This window comes from Casimicrobium huifangae, assembly GCF_009746125.1.
In the GTDB taxonomy this organism is placed as follows: Bacteria; Pseudomonadota; Gammaproteobacteria; order Burkholderiales; family Casimicrobiaceae; genus Casimicrobium; species Casimicrobium huifangae.
The window spans coordinates 2,530,546-2,546,941 of the sequence record NZ_CP041352.1; the positions used below are offsets into that span (position 1 = coordinate 2,530,546).

Below are 16,396 nucleotides of genomic sequence, written 5' to 3' on the forward strand. Positions count from 1 at the left end.
TCCCAAAATGGAACTTGCGGCCGTTCGTGATGATGATCAGAATACATTGGATAGACCGGGGCAATGGTGCGCCGCGCTCAACAACAAAAGGCAAGACTTCATGAGCGATTTTTTTATTGGCCAGATCATGATGGCTGGCTTTAACTTCGCGCCGAAGTTCTGGGCGCTGGCCAATGGCCAACTTCTGCCAATTGCGCAGAATCAGGCTCTGTTCTCGCTTTTGGGGACGCAGTACGGCGGCAACGGCACCACCAACTTCGCTCTGCCCGATTTGCGCAGCCGTACGCCAATCGGCTATGCCTCTTCGGTAGACCCAAGCTGGCAGCCGCCTGCCGTGCAGATCGGTCAGTCAGCCGGCGTAGAAAACGTCACTTTGCTGAGCACCAATTTGCCTTCGCATACGCACTCCGTGAATGCATCGACCACCGCTGGCGATAACCGTAACCCTTCCACTCGCGTTTTCGCCACCAGCACCAATACCTCCTCCGCACTCAACATGTACGGGCCGTCAAATGGTGCTTTGGTACCACTGAATCCGCAAACCGTGAGCCCTGCGGGCGGTAACCAGCCTCATCCCAACCTCCAGCCGTACAGCGTAATTAACTTTTGCATTGCGCTGAGTGGGATTTATCCGTCGCGTAACTAGCTGCGCTGACGCGGAACGTTTGTCGGGTCACGACCGAGTCGTGAGACCCACCCAATAATTTCGGAGGATTCAAGTAATGAGCGACCCCTATATCGGTGAGATTCGAATGTTTGGCTTCGGCACGCGCGGCGCACCGAATGGCTGGCAGGCGTGTGATGGCAGCCTGCTGCCAATATCCCAGTATGACGCCTTGTTCGCGCTGATTGGCACTACTTACGGCGGCGACGGGCAGACTACTTTCGCCGTCCCAGATCTGCGTGGTCGCGTTCCCATTCATCAGGGGACCGGTCCCGGTCTCAGTACTTACGTGATCGGCCAACGCGCTGGTACCGAGACCGTGACGGTGCTGCCAACGCAAATGCCCGCGCACACCCATACCGCTGTGGCCACCACGGCGGCCGCGACCTCCCTGACACCTGGCAATACCCTGCTACCGGGTACGGTGAGCGGCGACACCTTCTATGCAACCGATCTCACCGGCGCGACGGCGGTTGCGATGTCAGCACAGTCCACTTCTTTGGCCGGTGGCAGCCAACCGCACGAAAACTGCATGCCAACTCTCACGGTGCAGTACTGCATCGCGACACAGGGCATTTTCCCGTCGCAGGGATGATCGTCAGGCGCCAAGTGCCCCGTACTGAATCGCGACTGGCATTGACCATCGCATCGCCATTTCATAGGTAAGCGGCACGCCGCACCGGAGGAACCAAGTCATGACACAACCTTTCATCGGCGAAATCCAGTTGTTCGGATTCAATTTCAACCCGCGCGGCTGGGCATTTGCCAATGGCGCGACTCTGCCTATTTCGCAAAACACAGCCCTCTTCTCGCTGATCGGCGTGATCTACGGCGGGAATGGACAGACGACTTTTCAGCTGCCGAACTTTGCCGGTCGAGCGGGATGCGAGCAGGGCAATGGCCCAGGCCTGAGCCCTCGAACGTTAGGACAGCCGTTCGGCGTCAATACAGTGACGCTATTGAGCACGCAGATACCGCAGCACAATCACGGTGTGAATTCTTACCTGCAGCCAGATGCGGCAAAAAAGACCGGCACGCCGGCAGCCAATTCCGCGCTAGCCGTGCTTTCTGCAGGGGTTCCCAAGCCGTATATCGCAACGCCGATCAACACGACTTTCGCGCCCAATATGCTGAGTTCCAGTCAGGGCGGTGGCTTCCCGCACGAAAACCAGCAGCCTTACCTGGGTGTCAATTACTGCATCGCATTGCAAGGCATCTATCCGTCGTTCCCGTGATGTGACGAACCCGATTCTGCCGGCGCCTGCGAGTTTTCCGCCGGAAAGGTCTGAACGTGCGCAGGCGCCTGAGTTCCTGGCCAAGCGTGGCTTGAAGCTACGCTGGATGCGCAACACCGATCTCCCTTGGTTACGCGACCTCTATGCCACGACTCGCAGCGAAGAAATGCGCTCGATGCCATGGGACGCCCAGACCAAGCGGCTATTTCTGAACCAGCAGTTTGCACTTCAGCACGAACACTTTGTCGGTCACTTCAGTGACGCCGATTTTCTAGCCATTGAACGTGAGCGCGGCAAACCGATCGGGCGCTATTACGTCACTCGCGGCGATCCGATGCACATCGTTGACATCGCATTGCTGCCCGAACACCGTGGCCGCGGCATCGGAACGGCGCTGATTGAGCAAACGTTGGCGCAGGCGCGCGATCGCGATTGCGGCGTGCTTCTGCATGTGGTGAAAGCCAACGCCCAGGCTACGAAGCTCTACCAGCATCTCGGTTTCACTATCCAGGGCGACGTTGACTCGCACTGGATGATGCGCTGGTCCCCCTGAGGCCTATTTCGGCCGCCGCAATGCCCTGCAAAGACCGTTTGCGGCCCCCTTAGACGCAATACGCTTGGCGCATCGTCGCACCGCCCCCTGGACCAGTTCATTCATTTGCGAGGACGCTCTCTGGGCAAGTGATTGCCTCGCCCCAGTCGGCGGCTTGCGCGTGGCAGCTGCGTATCGAGATTGGCTGATAGTGTCGCCGCTGCCTCATGCAGACGAGAAAGATAGCGATCAAACGTCGCCGCCTCAGTGTCATTCAAAGTCGCAACAATCGTTTCGTTAATGCGCCGCACTTGTGGCAACAAATCGTCGCAAACGGCGCGCCCAGCATCGGTCAGGCTGACGAGCGCGCTGCGTCCGTCACCCGCGACGGCCACGCGCGCGACCAGCCCTTTCTGCCGCAGCGAACCAAGCGCCTTCGAGGTACGCGCGCGATCAAGGTGGATTTCCGCCGCCAGCGCCGACGGCTGCATTTCAACGCCGAGCTGCAGCGCCACCATCAGGCGCCACTCCCGCCGGGTGATGCCATAGCCCCCCTCACACAGGCGCACCACCATCGCCCCCGCATCAGCACTTAGCCGTGCCACGCGAAAGAGCAGCAAGTCATCCAGCGTGGCAAGACGACGCGACGGAGTCTGATTCAGTGCGGTCAATTCAGGCAGCGCTGGCAAGGCAATGAATAGTTGATTTGAACAATTTTCCGCCACGCGAGTACATTCCGCCAGATAGTTACAAGGAGGACTCGATATGCAACGCTACAACCGCATTTTGCTTGCTGTGCTCGCGCTCGCCAGCGCATTCGCCGTCGCACCAGCCACGCAAGCTCAGGACAAACCACCGCTGAAGATCCTGGTCGGCTTTCCGCCCGGCGGCTCTGCCGATGTCATTGCGCGCCTGATCGCCGACGGCATCAAGGCCGACTTCGGAACTATCGTGGTTGAAAACAAAGCTGGCGCGGGTGGGCGAATTGCACTTGGAGCAGTCAAGGCGGCGAAGGCTGACGGCCAGACCGTAATCATCCTGCCGAGCGGTCCGATGGTGTTGTTCCCGCATGTCTACAAGAAGCTCGAGTACGACGCTGTGCGCGATTTCACGCCCGTGTCGCTGATTGGGCACTTTCAGTTTGGCGTCGTCGCAGGCCCGGCATCCAGTGCGAAGAATGTCCAGGAAATGATTGCGCTGGCCCGTGCCAACCCTGGCAGCGCGAGCTACGGCACGCCCGGGGCGGGCACGCTGCCGCACTTCATGGGCGTGCTGCTCGAACAATCGGCAGGCATCACCATGAACCATGTGCCGTTCCAGGGCGGCGGGCCCGCCAACACGGCGCTGTTGGGCGGCCACATCCAGTACAAGTTCGACGTCGTGTCCGAGACCGCCGAACTACACCGCACCGGCAAGGCCCGAATCCTTGCAGTCACCGGCGACAAACGCGACCCGCAGGTGCCCGAGGTGCCCACGCTCGCCGAGGCTGGCGTGCCGATGCGCGCCACGGCATGGTTTGCGATGTATGGCCCTGCCAACCTGCCGCCGGACGCGCTGAAGCGGCTGGAAAGTGCGGTGGCCAAAGCCGTGCGCGAGCCAGGCCTGCGCAAGAAACTGGTCGATCTTGGTTATGACCCGGTGGGTTCCACCTCCGCCGAGCTCGCCGCTGCCCAGCGCGCTGACCTCGCCCGCTGGGAAAAGCCGATCAAGGCCACTGGCGTGCAGCTCGACTGAGGGCAGCGCGAGAATGATCATGTCCGCACTTCACACCATCACGGCGCCCAACGTGAAACGGATCGCCCGCACACTCGCCGCAGCCAGCGTCGGGCTGCTCGCCTCGCTCGCCGCTACGGCAGCGTTGGCGCAGGCCTACCCCGCCAAACCGATCAAACTGATCAACAACTTCCCGCCGGGCGGCCCGTCTGACTTTCTCGCGCGCACGGTCGGCGAATACATCACCGCGAGCAGCAAGCAACCGGTGATCATCGACAACCGCGCTGGCGCCGGCGGCAACCTTGGCGCCGAAGTGGTGGCCAAAAGCCCCGCGGATGGCTACACCGTCCTGTTCGGCATCGACACCACGCTCACGGTCAATCCGCATCTATACGCCACGCTGCCGTTCAAGCCGGACGACCTGGAGCCGGTCATCATCATGGCCTCGTCCGGGCTGCTGCTGGGTGTGCATCCCGGCACCGGCTTCAAGTCGTTGAAGGAGTTGATCGCAGCCGCCCCGAAAAAGCCGCTCAGCTTCTCCAGCGGCGGCAGCGGCAGCCCTGGCCACCTTGCGGTCGCGCTATTCAACGAGGCAACCGGCGGCAACGTGCAGCACGTGCCGTACAAAGGCAACACGCCTGCCGTGACCGCAGTGCTCTCGGGTGAAGTGGAAGGCGGCGTGCTGGCAACTCCCGGCATGCTGCCGCACGTAAAGGCTGGCAAGATCACCGCGCTCGCCGTCACCAGCCGACAGCGCGCGCGTGGCGCGCCGGACGTGCCAACCGTCGGCGAACTCGGCGTCAATGACCTGCAGCTCGAAGTGCTCTATGCCACCTGGGTGCCGAAAGGCACGCCCCGCCCGGTGGTGCAGTACCTGCAGAAAGCCATCGCCGATGCGCTCAACCGCCCGCAGGTGCAAAGCCAGTTCGCCACGCTGGAGATGTTCTACGACGGCGCGACAGGCGCTGACGCCGCGAAACGCCTTGCCGACAGCTCGGCCCGCTACGCCCGTGTCATCAAGAAGACCGGCATGAAGGTCGATTGATGAGCACGACCCGCCCCAACATCATCTTCATCGTGGCCGATGATCTCGGCTTCGCCGATCTCGGCTGCTACGGTGGCCGCGACGCTGCCTTCGGCCGCGTATCACCGGTTATCGACCAGCTTGCCGCCGACGGCCTGCGCTTCACGCAGGGCTACAGCAACTCGCCCGTGTGTTCGCCCACCCGCTTCGCGCTGATGACCGCCCGCTACCAGTACCGCCTGCGCGGTGGCGCCGACGAGCCTATCAACAGCCGCAGCAAGGGCAGCACCGTGCTCGGCCTGCCGCCGGACGTGCCCACGCTGCCGGGCATGCTGCGTGAGGCCGGTTACCACACCGCGCTGATCGGCAAGTGGCATCTCGGCTATCCGCCGCATTTCAGTCCGCTGCGCTCAGGCTACGACGAGTTCTTCGGCCCGATGTCAGGCGGCGTGGACTACTTCACCCATTGCAGCACGACCGGGGCGCATGATCTTTACGTCGGCGAGGAAGAAGCGCAGCAAGAGGGCTACCTCACTGACCTCATCTCCCAGCGCTCGGCGGACTATGTGCGCCGCATGGCCGACGACGCGCGCGGCGGCAAGCCGTTCTTCCTGAGCATGCACTACACGGCGCCGCACTGGCCGTGGGAGTCGCGGCACGACGCTGCGATTGCAGCTGACGTGCGCAGCAACCTCTTCCACCTCGACGGCGGCAACATTGAGACCTATCGCCGCATGATCCACCACATGGACGAAGGCATCGGCTGGGTGGTGGACGCGCTGCGCAAGGAGCAACTGCTCGACAACACGTTGATCGTCTTCACCAGCGACAACGGTGGCGAGCGCTTCTCCGACAACTGGCCGCTGGTCGGCGGCAAGATGGATCTCACCGAGGGCGGTATCCGCGTGCCGTGGATCGCGCACTGGCCGGCAGTGATCGCCAGCGGTGGCGTGACCGAGCAGCAATGCATGACGATGGACTGGTCCGCCACGATGCTCCAGCTCGGTAGCGCGCAGCCACCCACCGATCACGCGCTAGACGGGATTTCACTCGAAGGCGTGCTGCGCGACGCTCAACACCGCTTCGATCGCCCACTCTACTGGCGCATGAAGCATCGCGGCCAGCGCGCGCTACGCGTCGGCAACTGGAAGTATCTCCGGGTCGACGGTCACGACTACCTCTTCGACCTGAGCCAGGACGAACGCGAACGCGCCAACCGCGCCAAACGCGAACCCGACCGCCTCGCCGCAATGCGTGCGCAGTGGGAGGCTTGGGACGCCACGGTGCCGGTCATCCCAGAGGATGCGACGGTGAGTTTGGGGTATGGGGTGGCGGACATGCCGCAGCGATAGAGACCGATACAGCATCTTCAGATCGTGAAATCGCGTCCAGGATTCGACGTGCCGTCATTCCCGCGAAGGCGGGAAGCGAGACCTCAGCCCTGATCGCAATCGGAATCGGTCTCGTATCGTTCGCTACAAATATTACGTAAAATACGTATTTATATGTAATTTGCTAGGACAGCATCCATGCAAGGCATCACCGCCACTTTGCTTGCGCGCAACACCAGCGCAGTCCTGGATCAAGTCGTTCGTGAGCGTCAACCGATCCTGATCGAACGCGGCCGTACGGTGATCGCGCGCCTTTCTCCTGAAGCGGGCACGATGACGGCCGCGCAGGCGCTCGCCAATTTCCGCGCGCCTGTCCTGAGCGCACGCGAAGGGCGCGCGTGGCTGAGAGACAGTCGCCTGAACGCTAACGAAAGCCTGCGTGATCCGTGGGAGTAATTCTCGATACTTGTGTATGGGTCGCGATCGCATCTGGCACGCTGGCGCGTGAGAACGTCATCGCGCGGGCCGGCGACGCGCCCGTGTTCACTTCCGTCATTTCGCTCGGCGAGCTCAGCTTCGGCGTGCACGCGTGCCTCGACCCTGCAGAGCGTGCCCGCCGCGCCGCCGTGCTGCGACAAATCGAGTTGCGACCGACACTCGACGTCACGGCGCAAACTGCCGCTGCGTACGGTCTGCTATGCGCTTCGGTCAAAGCGGCTGGTCGTTCGCCTCGTCCGCGAATGAACGATTTGTGGATTGCCGCTCAAGCCATCGAGAATGGCCACACGCTAATGACGTTCAATGAGCGTGACTTTGCTGACTTGCCTGGCCTGAGCGTCGTAGTCCCTTAACGACGCTTACGTCGCCGCACTTCGGTTGACTAAGCATAGTTTGAGCACAGGCGCAGCGCAGCAACGCCGATGGTGCCGCGCGACACAAAGCGGAATAGACGCGAGACATCGTAGGGCGGGGCGCCTGCGATCCCGCCGAATGCGGCAAAGAGTTGGCAGACTCGCTAAAACGGACTATCCCCACCAAACTTCGGCCCGGCCGATTTGACTGACTGGATGGCGCCGCCCGGCATATAGGAATCCGTGGCGGCGTAGTTTTCGAAGCGGGTGAACTCGCCGCGGAAGGTGAGGTTGACGGTGCCGATCGGGCCGTTACGCTGCTTGCCGATGATGATTTCGGCAATGCCCTTTTGCGCGGACTCCTGGTTGTAGACCTCGTCGCGATAGATGAAGAGGATCACGTCGGCGTCCTGCTCGATGGCGCCGGATTCGCGCAGATCGCTCATCACCGGGCGCTTGTTCGGGCGCTGTTCCAGCGAGCGGTTCAACTGCGACAGCGCAATCACCGGCACATGCAACTCTTTCGCCAGCGCCTTCAGCGAGCGCGAGATTTCCGAGATTTCGGTGGCGCGGTTTTCGCCGCCGCTGGCGCTCTGCATGAGCTGGATGTAGTCGATGATGATCAGGCCGAGCCCGCCGACCTGCCGCGCCAGCCGGCGCGCGCGGGCGCGTAGCTCGAACGGGTTCAAGGCCGGCGTTTCGTCGATATACATCGGGCTGGCGTCAAGCTGCGACAGCGCATCGGTGAAGCGCTGCCAGTCGCCCTCAGACAGCCGGCCCGTACGGAGCACGTGCTGGTCGAGCTTGCCGACCGAGCCGATCAGACGCATCGCCAATTGCAAGGCGCCCATTTCCATCGAGAACACCGCAACCGGCTTCTTGAGCTTCACCGCGACGTGTTCGCCGATGTTGAGCGAGAACGCTGTCTTGCCCATCGACGGACGGCCGGCCACGATGATCAGGTCGCCGCCCTGCAGGCCCGCGGTCATGCGGTCCAGGTCGGTGTAGCCAGTGGCGGTGCCGGTCACGTCGCTGGGGTTGTCGCGACGGTAAAGCTCTTCCACGCGATCAATCGCCTGTGCGGCGAGGTCCGACAGTGAAAAGAAATTCTGCTTGCTGCGGTCGCCTGATTCGGCGATTTCGAAGACCTTGCCTTCCGCCTCGTCGAGCAACTGCTCGCTGGTCTTGCCCATCGGGTTGAAGGCGGCTTCGGCAATGTCGGTGGCAACCCCGGCCAGGCGGCGCATCACCGAACGGTCGCGCACGATCTCGGCGTAACGGCGGATGTTGGCGGCCGTCGGCACGGCGTTGGCGATGGCCCCGATGTAGGCGAGACCGCCGACGTAGTCCAGTTTTCCGGCAGCGCGCAGGCTCTCCGACACGGTCACCGCGTCGGCCGGGTGGCTGTCCACTGCCAGGCGGTTAATGTGCTCGTAGATCAGCCGGTGGCCCTCGTTGTAGAAGTCCTCCGACTTCAGCAGATCCGCTACCTTGTCGATAGCGTTGTTGTCGATGATCAACGCGCCGAGCACCGATTGCTCGGCTTCGATCGAATGCGGAGGGGTGCGGAGCGCCTGTACGTCGGAATCGAGAGCCATTCGACCGATTCTATCGGCGCCGGCGCCCTCGGCCGGCGTGCGACGAGCGCTATGGGTGTGCGGGCGGTCGCGTGACGTGTTCGGCGCCCGAAAGTGCGGCACGCGCAGGCACGAACGCGTCCGAGAAGCATGCGTCGGCGCTCAGCCCGTGCGCCAGGAATTCTGGTACCGCTGCATCAACCATACGGACGGAGCCGCACACGTAAAGTTCATAACCAGCCAGACTCGGAAAATCAGTCAGCATGGCTTCATGCACCAGACCGATCCGGCCCGCCCACTGATCCGCCGCAACCGGTTCGGACACAACAGGACTGAAATGGAAATTGGCATGTTGCCGCTCCCAGTCTCGCACGATGTCAAGCAGGTAGAAGTCGGCCGGTTGGCGCACACCCCAGTACAGCCACATGGGCCGCTGGACACCACGCAGGAACGCATCCTCAAGAATGCTCTTGACCGGCGCAAATCCCGTCGCACCCGCCACCATGAGAATGGGTGCGTCACTCTCAGACAGAGTGAAGCTTCCCAGCGGCCCTTCAAAGCGCAACGAGTCACCCACCTTCATCTGGTCAAAGACATGGCCAGTGAAGCGACCACCGACGATGCGGCGGACATGCAGCTCAATCACGTCGGCGCGTTGCGGCGGGTTTGCGAACGAGAATGCACGTCGCTGACCATCATCGAGCAGGATGTTGATGTACTGACCAGCCTTGAACGGCACACTCTGCCCATCAGTTGTAGCAAGCAGCAATCGCATCACATCTGGCGCGAGTGGCTCCATTGCCTCCACACGCGCAGAGTGCACGCCACTGGCAGCCGGTGCCAGCAGCGTTGCGGTGTCATCCAGTTCAATCTCAACGTCCGTCAGGGGCGTGGCGCAGCACAGCAGCGCTCGTCCGCTGTTGCGAGCGGCGGCCGGGAGCACGCGTTCCTGATAGAGGCCATGATCGACTCTGCCATCCAGGACGGTACACACGCAGACGCCACAACCGCCGTTGCGGCATTCGAAGGGCAAGGCAAGTCCTTCGCGCAATCCGGCGTCGAGCAATGTCTCGCCCGGCCGCACGGCGATCTTCCGGGTGCTACCAGCTATTCTCAGGTGAACCGGCCCTGCTCCGGCTCGCACCGGTCGTCGACGCAGCCACGGCAACACGGCGAGCAGCACACTGCTCCCGATGACCAGCGTCCACACGTAACGGGCTGGCAGGCGTTCAATCAGGGGCAACAAGGGCAACAAGAACCAATCGAGATCGACGTTTGCAACCGCCCGCTCAAGCGCAGCTGGCCCCTGCTGGCTGACCACTGGTGCGAACATGGCCAGCACCAGTAGCGCCAGCAGAAGCCCTACGATGATCGGCCGTGGCGGCGCAGTCTTCGCCTTTGGTACCCGCTGCACATGTACCCACATCAACAGCAACACCAGCAGTGAAATGCCGATATGCATGAACGCCAGCAACGAGAAGAACCGGTCGTTGATGCTGCTGGGGTACATGACATTGCGGATCAGCGTCCCACCAAGGCCGGGTAGCCAGTCCAGCCATTCGAACGACGTGACGATCACGAATTGCGCCAGACGGTCCCACGGCAGCATGTAGCCGTTGACGCCGGCCACATAGACCAGCCAGAGCAGCATTAGCCCTGTCAGCCACGAGAAAGCACGGAACCCGCTGAAACGGTCGAACGCGAAGTGGCGCACCAGATGCAGCAGCATGGTCAACACGAATGCATCGGACGCGTAACGATGAATGCTGCGGAGCACGCCACCCGCGTACCACTGCCGGTTTGTCAACGCTTGAACCGAGAGATACGCGTCAGCGACACCAGTGCCGAAGAAGGCATACAGATAGACGCCGCTGCCCGCCACAATCCAGAATAGAAAGAAGCTGATCGCCCCCAGATGGTAGAAAGGGTTAAGCCGATCACCAAAGAAGGCGTTGAAACGCGCCTCTACGGCCATGAAAGCCGCTTGCAGCGCGCGCTGCACCAATGCAATCACCTTGTCTAGGCTCCCTGGCGCGCGCACTCGGGCTGCGCCAGTATCGCGCGGAGCACGATGACCACGAACAGCATGCCTCCGATGATCGCCAGCAGTCCGCCGAGCCCCATCAAGCCCATCCCTGCTGTCTCGCCGGCCGTTCGTAGCACCTGGTCGGCGCCGGCAACCTTGCGCTGCACGCCATAGCCACCCGACCACACCAGCCCGATGATGTGCAGCAATTGCCCCAGACCGTAGATGTAGGGCTGCGCCACCGCCAGCCGGCCGCGAACAGTGCGATAGCCAAGTTGCGGCAGCAGGTGGTAGACCAGCCCCATGAACGCGAGTGTCACACCGACGATGCAGCCGTGATAGTGCGCCGGAATTTTCACGTTGTTGCCGTGGATCAGCGCACCGATGATGCCGCCCGACGCAAACAGCAACATGGAGGCGATCAGGGAGGCGCGCACGGGTTTGGCTGCGGCATCTGGCGCACGACTTCGCAGTAATCCCTCAACCACAGCAAGTGTGATGGGAACAATCGCGAGCCCACCACCCAGTCGCATCGCCCATGTATGCAGGTTGCGATGCTCAACCGTGGCGATGTCGTACGCCAGATAGGCGTAGGGCGTCACGAACACAGCGATCAGGGCCAGCGCAAACATCAGGACTGCAAGCCGCGGCGACAGCAGTGTAGGGGCGCCGGAGGCAGACCCGAGCCACAACCAGCAAACCAGCATCAGCAGCGTCCACACAAACTGCAGCGCGTGGCCACCGCCCCAGAACAGAATTTCGTAGTAAGCCTTGCCCACCAGCGAATGCGGCAGCACGAGATAAGACCAGACAAAGGCAAGCAGCGCGACGGCGGAGGCCACTGCCGCCGCACTGATGCCAAAACGCAGTGCCGCGTGGCCGTCGATCAGCGCCCCCGTGGCCGGCGCTGCCAACAAGGCCCGCAACACCAGCAGGCCGGCACCCGCTGCTACTGCGATCAACCCGGCAAGGAAGATTCGGTTGTCCAGCACCGGAATGTAATTCGCCATTACCGGTTGCGGGTCACTGGTAAAGGCGGCGGCAGCCATGGCGACAGTGCCGAAACAAGTGAGCACCATAGCCACCCAGCCCAACGCGACTGAGGCGTGGCGTCCACTAATGCTCCACATCAAACCGGCGATGGCAATAAACCACACCAGCACTGACAGATCCACGTGCACGACCAGCGCCGTGCGGAAGAAGTCAACGCCGGGCAGCAGCCCATTCACAACAGGCGTGCGCGACAGTACGAGCAGTATTGAAAACAAACCGGAGCCGGCAATCGCCAGCAAACCAAGCCATAGCCAAGCGCGCGCCATCGTTCGGCGGCTGTCCAGTGGCACCGGCAAGCTGTAGGTTGTGCGGGCGGTCCGGGCGGTTACGCTATGGCGTCGCGGCGCGCCAACGTCGTTGAGTGGCGGGTGGGCAATCGTACTCATTGCAGGGTAATGCCGCCTTTCGCGGAATCAAAGTCGATAACCAGAATCTGGGTGGGCGCAAGGGTCACGGTGGCATCGCGTACATGCGCGAATCCCGAAACGCGGGCATCGTCGGCGAGGCGGACCTGCAATCGATGCTGGCCGGCCGGTACCTCAAGTCGGTGATACACGGAGGCGGCACCGTCGCGCGAGATTCCACTTGGCAATGCCACGTGGCGATAGGCCAGCGCGCCGTCAACGTCAAGTTCCACGGTTACCGGCGAGCGTTCGCGCGGGCAACGCACCGGCGCCCGCATGTTCGGTGGCAACTTGGCGAGTTCGGCAGCACTCGTTTGATGGCAGTCGGACACTGGCTTGCCGTGGTGGCTGAAACTCAGCTTGACCAGTGCCCGATCGGGCGCCAGCGCCTGATATGACGGCCAACGGGAAAAGACGCCGATGAAGGCGATAAACAGGCCGTAGAAAAAGATTTGCCCGGCAATTGAGCGCACGCTGGTCGCTTCCCTTTTTTGGCTGCTGCTCATTGCAGGTGCTCCGCTTTCTGTTCCTCGATACCGAGGCTCACTCGCCTGCGAAGCGCGGCGATGGCCGCGCGCACGCGGCCCTCTTCGCCGCGCTCAGCCCAGACAGTTTCAACCTGCACGGCGGCAACGCCTCGGCGCAAGTGCGGTTCCCGATTGCCCGCCAGACGCTCCTCCGTCCACTGCGCCCCCAGCCGGAACTCGCAACCACGGGCGCGGCATCCGGTAACCACTACCGCCGCGGCGCCGTCACGCAATGCGTACTCGACAAACGACGGTGGCAGCATCCCGATGCAGGCCAGGCTGAACGGAATCGTGTGTGCATCGGCCAGACTGTCGATCCTCGCCCCCTGGTCGCAGCCGAAGATCACGACCGCGGTGTGAGGCTCTGTACCCGCCAGCTCATGCCGCAGGCGGGCGCGCAACTGGTCGATGGGTGCCTGCGGCAAGTCAATCCCGGTAACCAGCTTTTCGCTGCCGCGAAATGGTGTCGACGATGGGCAGGCACCGACGCAGATGCCACAACTGGCACACAGGTCGGTGTCGACCTGCGCCATCTCCCTGCCCTGCACGCCGCCAATGTGCGCGACCATTGTCACGGCGGCATAAGGACAGTCATCGAAACAGCGCCGGCAACCGTTGCAGTGCGCCGGATCAACTACCGCGACCGGTAGACGCTGCCGCCGGCTCAGCAGTGGCAGCGCCAGCAGTGCACCGATGCTCAATACAACGACCAGCCACAATACCGTCGGCGTGGTCGCGTACATGAGGGGATGGGGAAATAGCACGAACCAGTCAACCGGCAAACTCGCAGGCAACACCGACGATTCGGCGGGCGCCTGGCTGACCACCGGCGCCAGCACGGCAAGTAGCAGCAACGAAACGCCAGTGCCAAGCATCAGCCGCTGTGGGGGTAGCACGTCGGCCCGACTGATGCGCTGGACGTGGAACCAGAGCCCAAGCAGCAGCGCCAGCGCAACACCAATGTGAACGAAAACAAACAACGAGAACAGACGATCGCTTACCGCATCGGCGGTCAGGAAGTTTCTTGTGAGTGGGGACGCAAAAATTGGCCAGCGATCCAGCCATTCGGCAGTGGCCAACGCCGAGAATTGGCCGAGCTGGTCCCAGTTAAGCCAGAAGCCACCGATGCCACTGCTGAACATGAAAAGCAACAGCAGCACACCCGTCAACCACGAGAACCAGCGGAATGCCCGAAAACGACCAAGCAGCCATTCACGCGCCAGATGCAGGAATGTGCACAGCACCATTGCATCTGCGGCGTAGCGGTGGATGCCACGCAGCAGTCCGCCGAGGGAACTGCCATCCCGCGTCAGCCGATCAATCGACCGATAAGCGCCGGTTGCCGACGTATCGAGCACCGCGTAGAGATAGGCACCGGAGACGCTCAGCAAAACAAAGAAAAAGACACCGAGTGCACCCAGGTGCCGCAGTGGGCTCTCCCCGGCGCCAAACACGCGATCAAAGGGCCTGTCGAGACTGCGTACGAACCGCCGCCCCCACGTTTCCGCTGCGCCACTTTGGCCCTGCGGTGCAACGAGGACCGGAACAACCGGATACTGCGTGCTGAAACTGCTATCGGGACGCACTCGCAAAATCGCTTTCCGAGCCACCATTGCCCAGACGACTGGCTTTGCCGCGACGCGTGCGCCGCCGGGACCACCACTCGCCGATGAAAAACCAGCACATGGCCAGTGCAAACGTCGCGCCGCCGGCAATCTCCAGGATCAACCCGTAGTCGTAGCGGTACTTGCCGGTCGTCGGGTCATATACGGTGCAGATGATGCGGATGCGGTCGATCACATCGTCGATACCTGCGTTCTGCGGCACCGGCGCGTTGCGCAACAGTTGGCGCACCGGCTCGCCAATCTTGTCTGGCGTCACCCGATCGCCGTACACCTGCGAATAGATGGCACCAGACGCGTCGACCACCGTGACCGCGAGAACATGGTCAAAACCTGCTGGGGTTTCGACATAGCTGAAGCCAAAGTCACCGGTGAGTGCGCCCACGATATCCGCAGGCGGGCTCAGGAAGTCCCAATTGGGCGCTGCGATGGCGTGCTGAGCGGCAAAGCTGCGCATTGCCTGTGGCGAATCAAAGGGCTGGTTGAACCCGATACTCACCACGTTGAATCGATCTCGCCCAACTGACGATTGCAGATTCTCCACCGCCTCACGCAGTGATCGGGTGTTGGTGGGGCAAACCTGAAAACAGCCGGTGTAGATGAAACTGACTAGCGTCGGTTTGCCGTGGAAGCTCGACAAGCGGACTGGTGTCCCTTGCCGATTCAACAGAGTGAAGTCAGTCGGCCGCTTGCCGATGACGCCTTGACTCAAGCGCAGTGCCTCGACCTGATTCAGTGCAGGTACCGTGGCTTGCGGCGCGCTAGCGGCAACATCAGCGGCCCCAGTAACCATCGGCGTCAAGATTGCAAGCAGGGCAACCGCTCTCCGCAGCAACCGGTAGACAGCGCCCTGCACTTCGCCGGTGGACGTCCACAACTCACGCCCGGCGGCGATGTAATCTTCACCAGCAATGAGTCGCCGTCGTGGCCTTTTCATTAGCGAAGCCAGGCATCGACGCTGGCACCGACCAGTACGGCGCTTAACTGCACGATCGAAGCCAGAAACGAGCCGATGGCGGTCCCGCGATTAACCGAGCGGGTCAGCTGCCATGCCCGATAGACAAAGTAAGTGCCCCCGGCGACGCTGCAAAGCAGATACACCAGCCCGGCACCAAAGGCGACCGGCAGCAATGAACCCGCCACCAGCAGCACCGCGCTGACGAATACAGCCTGTGCGGCGCGCTCAGGCCCAACCACTACCGGAAGCATCGGAACGCCTGCCGCAGCGTATTCGGCTTCGTTGGCGATGGCGAGGCTCCAGAAGTGGGGGGGCGTCCACAGGAATAGCGTCACCGCCAGCAGCCCGGGCAAAGCGCCAATCTGGGTGTCTACCGCCGCCGCACCGGCAAGCACGGCAAAGCTGCCAGCAAGACCACCAACGACGATATTCAGCCAGGTGCGACGCTTGAGCCAGACCGTGTACACCACTCCATAGAAAAAGGCCCCCAGAAACACAAAGATCGCCGCCAGTGGATTCAGCACTTGCCAGGCGGCCGCCACTGCGCCTGCGAGCATTGCGGCCATGACAGCCAGCCACAACGGACGACGGCGCAGCGCGCCGGTCACGAACGCACGGTTGCGCGTCCGCCCCATGCGGGCATCACTCTCGAACTCGTAGTACTGGTTGAAGGCGCCCGCGCTTGCCGAAGCCATCAGCACCGACATGGCGAGTACCAGCCACTGGCCAACACCGAGCGAGGCGGTCGGTGCCACCAGCGCCCCCACCAGCCCAGTGACCATGATCATCACCCCGATACGCAGCTTGAAGATGCCGAGCACCGAGCGAGCCAGGCGGCCCACTTCGCTGCTACCGGATGCCAGTGTGGTGCTCATGGTA

General features: G+C 62.3%; 17 protein-coding genes. 9 read left to right on the forward strand and 8 right to left on the reverse strand.

All coding sequences use genetic code 11. From position 1 onward, the window contains the following. Positions 1 to 100 precede the first annotated feature (100 nt). From FKL89_RS11465 to FKL89_RS11480, 4 genes are all read left to right on the forward strand, one after another. The gene (locus FKL89_RS11465; RefSeq protein WP_156864668.1) at positions 101 to 646 is read left to right on the forward strand and encodes a phage tail protein; all 546 of its coding nucleotides are present in this window, start codon (positions 101 to 103) and stop codon (positions 644 to 646) included. Positions 647 to 722: 76 nt separating this feature from the next. Further along, positions 723 to 1,259: a phage tail protein gene (locus FKL89_RS11470; RefSeq protein ID WP_156862879.1), complete on the forward strand. Its 537-nt coding sequence runs from the start codon at positions 723 to 725 to the stop codon at positions 1,257 to 1,259. A gap of 100 nt (positions 1,260 to 1,359) precedes the next feature. Then, complete coding sequence (locus tag FKL89_RS11475) at positions 1,360 to 1,899, forward strand: phage tail protein (protein WP_156862880.1); 540 nt, start codon at positions 1,360 to 1,362, stop codon at positions 1,897 to 1,899. Position 1,900: 1 nt separating this feature from the next. Beyond that, positions 1,901 to 2,452 carry a GNAT family N-acetyltransferase gene (locus FKL89_RS11480; RefSeq protein WP_156862881.1) on the forward strand — a complete coding sequence of 184 codons (552 nt, stop codon included), beginning with the start codon at positions 1,901 to 1,903 and terminating at the stop codon, positions 2,450 to 2,452. A gap of 101 nt (positions 2,453 to 2,553) precedes the next feature. Here the strand turns inward: FKL89_RS11480 and FKL89_RS11485 are convergent, their stop codons facing one another. After that, complete coding sequence (locus tag FKL89_RS11485) at positions 2,554 to 3,102, reverse strand: MarR family winged helix-turn-helix transcriptional regulator (RefSeq protein ID WP_238363329.1); 549 nt, start codon at positions 3,100 to 3,102, stop codon at positions 2,554 to 2,556. Positions 3,103 to 3,196: 94 nt separating this feature from the next. On the opposite strand from FKL89_RS11485, the gene FKL89_RS11490 reads away from it, so the two are divergent. The 5 genes from FKL89_RS11490 to FKL89_RS11510 all read left to right on the forward strand — a co-directional run bounded on the left by FKL89_RS11490 (position 3,197) and on the right by FKL89_RS11510 (position 7,350). Continuing rightward, entirely contained in the window at positions 3,197 to 4,165 is a 969-nt protein-coding gene (locus FKL89_RS11490; protein ID WP_156862882.1) for a Bug family tripartite tricarboxylate transporter substrate binding protein, read from the forward strand. A gap of 19 nt (positions 4,166 to 4,184) precedes the next feature. After that, entirely contained in the window at positions 4,185 to 5,189 is a 1,005-nt protein-coding gene (locus FKL89_RS11495; protein WP_156862883.1) for a Bug family tripartite tricarboxylate transporter substrate binding protein, read from the forward strand. Further along, the gene (locus tag FKL89_RS11500; protein ID WP_156862884.1) at positions 5,189 to 6,520 is read left to right on the forward strand and encodes a sulfatase family protein; all 1,332 of its coding nucleotides are present in this window, start codon (positions 5,189 to 5,191) and stop codon (positions 6,518 to 6,520) included. The genes FKL89_RS11495 and FKL89_RS11500 overlap by 1 nt, the downstream gene beginning before the upstream one ends. A 177-nt stretch (positions 6,521 to 6,697) precedes the next feature. Continuing rightward, on the forward strand, positions 6,698 to 6,955 hold the full coding sequence (locus tag FKL89_RS11505) for a type II toxin-antitoxin system Phd/YefM family antitoxin (protein ID WP_156862885.1): 258 nt from the start codon (positions 6,698 to 6,700) through the stop codon (positions 6,953 to 6,955). 41 nt (positions 6,956 to 6,996) lie between these two features. Next, positions 6,997 to 7,350, forward strand: coding sequence for a type II toxin-antitoxin system VapC family toxin (locus FKL89_RS11510; protein ID WP_420361147.1), 354 nt, complete (start codon positions 6,997 to 6,999; stop codon positions 7,348 to 7,350). A gap of 164 nt (positions 7,351 to 7,514) precedes the next feature. Here FKL89_RS11510 and dnaB read toward each other — a convergent pair whose 3' ends face one another. From dnaB to cyoE, 7 genes are read right to left on the reverse strand one after another with little or no spacing between them, the layout of a single operon-like run. Next, on the reverse strand, positions 7,515 to 8,948 hold the full coding sequence (gene dnaB, locus FKL89_RS11515; protein ID WP_156862887.1) for a replicative DNA helicase: 1,434 nt from the start codon (positions 8,946 to 8,948) through the stop codon (positions 7,515 to 7,517). Positions 8,949 to 8,997: 49 nt separating this feature from the next. Then, positions 8,998 to 10,941, reverse strand: coding sequence for a 2Fe-2S iron-sulfur cluster-binding protein (locus FKL89_RS11520; protein WP_238363330.1), 1,944 nt, complete (start codon positions 10,939 to 10,941; stop codon positions 8,998 to 9,000). A gap of 5 nt (positions 10,942 to 10,946) precedes the next feature. Beyond that, on the reverse strand, positions 10,947 to 12,392 hold the full coding sequence (locus FKL89_RS11525) for a cbb3-type cytochrome c oxidase subunit I (protein ID WP_156862888.1): 1,446 nt from the start codon (positions 12,390 to 12,392) through the stop codon (positions 10,947 to 10,949). Next, entirely contained in the window at positions 12,389 to 12,916 is a 528-nt protein-coding gene (locus FKL89_RS11530) for a hypothetical protein (RefSeq protein WP_238363331.1), read from the reverse strand. Before FKL89_RS11530 ends, FKL89_RS11525 begins: the two co-directional genes overlap by 4 nt. Then, positions 12,913 to 14,550, reverse strand: a complete 1,638-nt coding sequence (locus FKL89_RS11535) for a cytochrome b N-terminal domain-containing protein (protein WP_156862889.1) — start codon at positions 14,548 to 14,550, stop codon at positions 12,913 to 12,915. Before FKL89_RS11535 ends, FKL89_RS11530 begins: the two co-directional genes overlap by 4 nt. Next, a complete protein-coding gene (locus FKL89_RS11540; RefSeq protein WP_156862890.1) occupies positions 14,510 to 15,496 on the reverse strand; it encodes an SCO family protein in 987 nt (328 codons plus the stop codon). The genes FKL89_RS11535 and FKL89_RS11540 overlap by 41 nt, the downstream gene beginning before the upstream one ends. Next, a complete protein-coding gene (cyoE, locus tag FKL89_RS11545) occupies positions 15,496 to 16,392 on the reverse strand; it encodes a heme o synthase (RefSeq protein WP_156862891.1) in 897 nt (298 codons plus the stop codon). Before cyoE ends, FKL89_RS11540 begins: the two co-directional genes overlap by 1 nt. Positions 16,393 to 16,396: the final 4 nt, after the last annotated feature.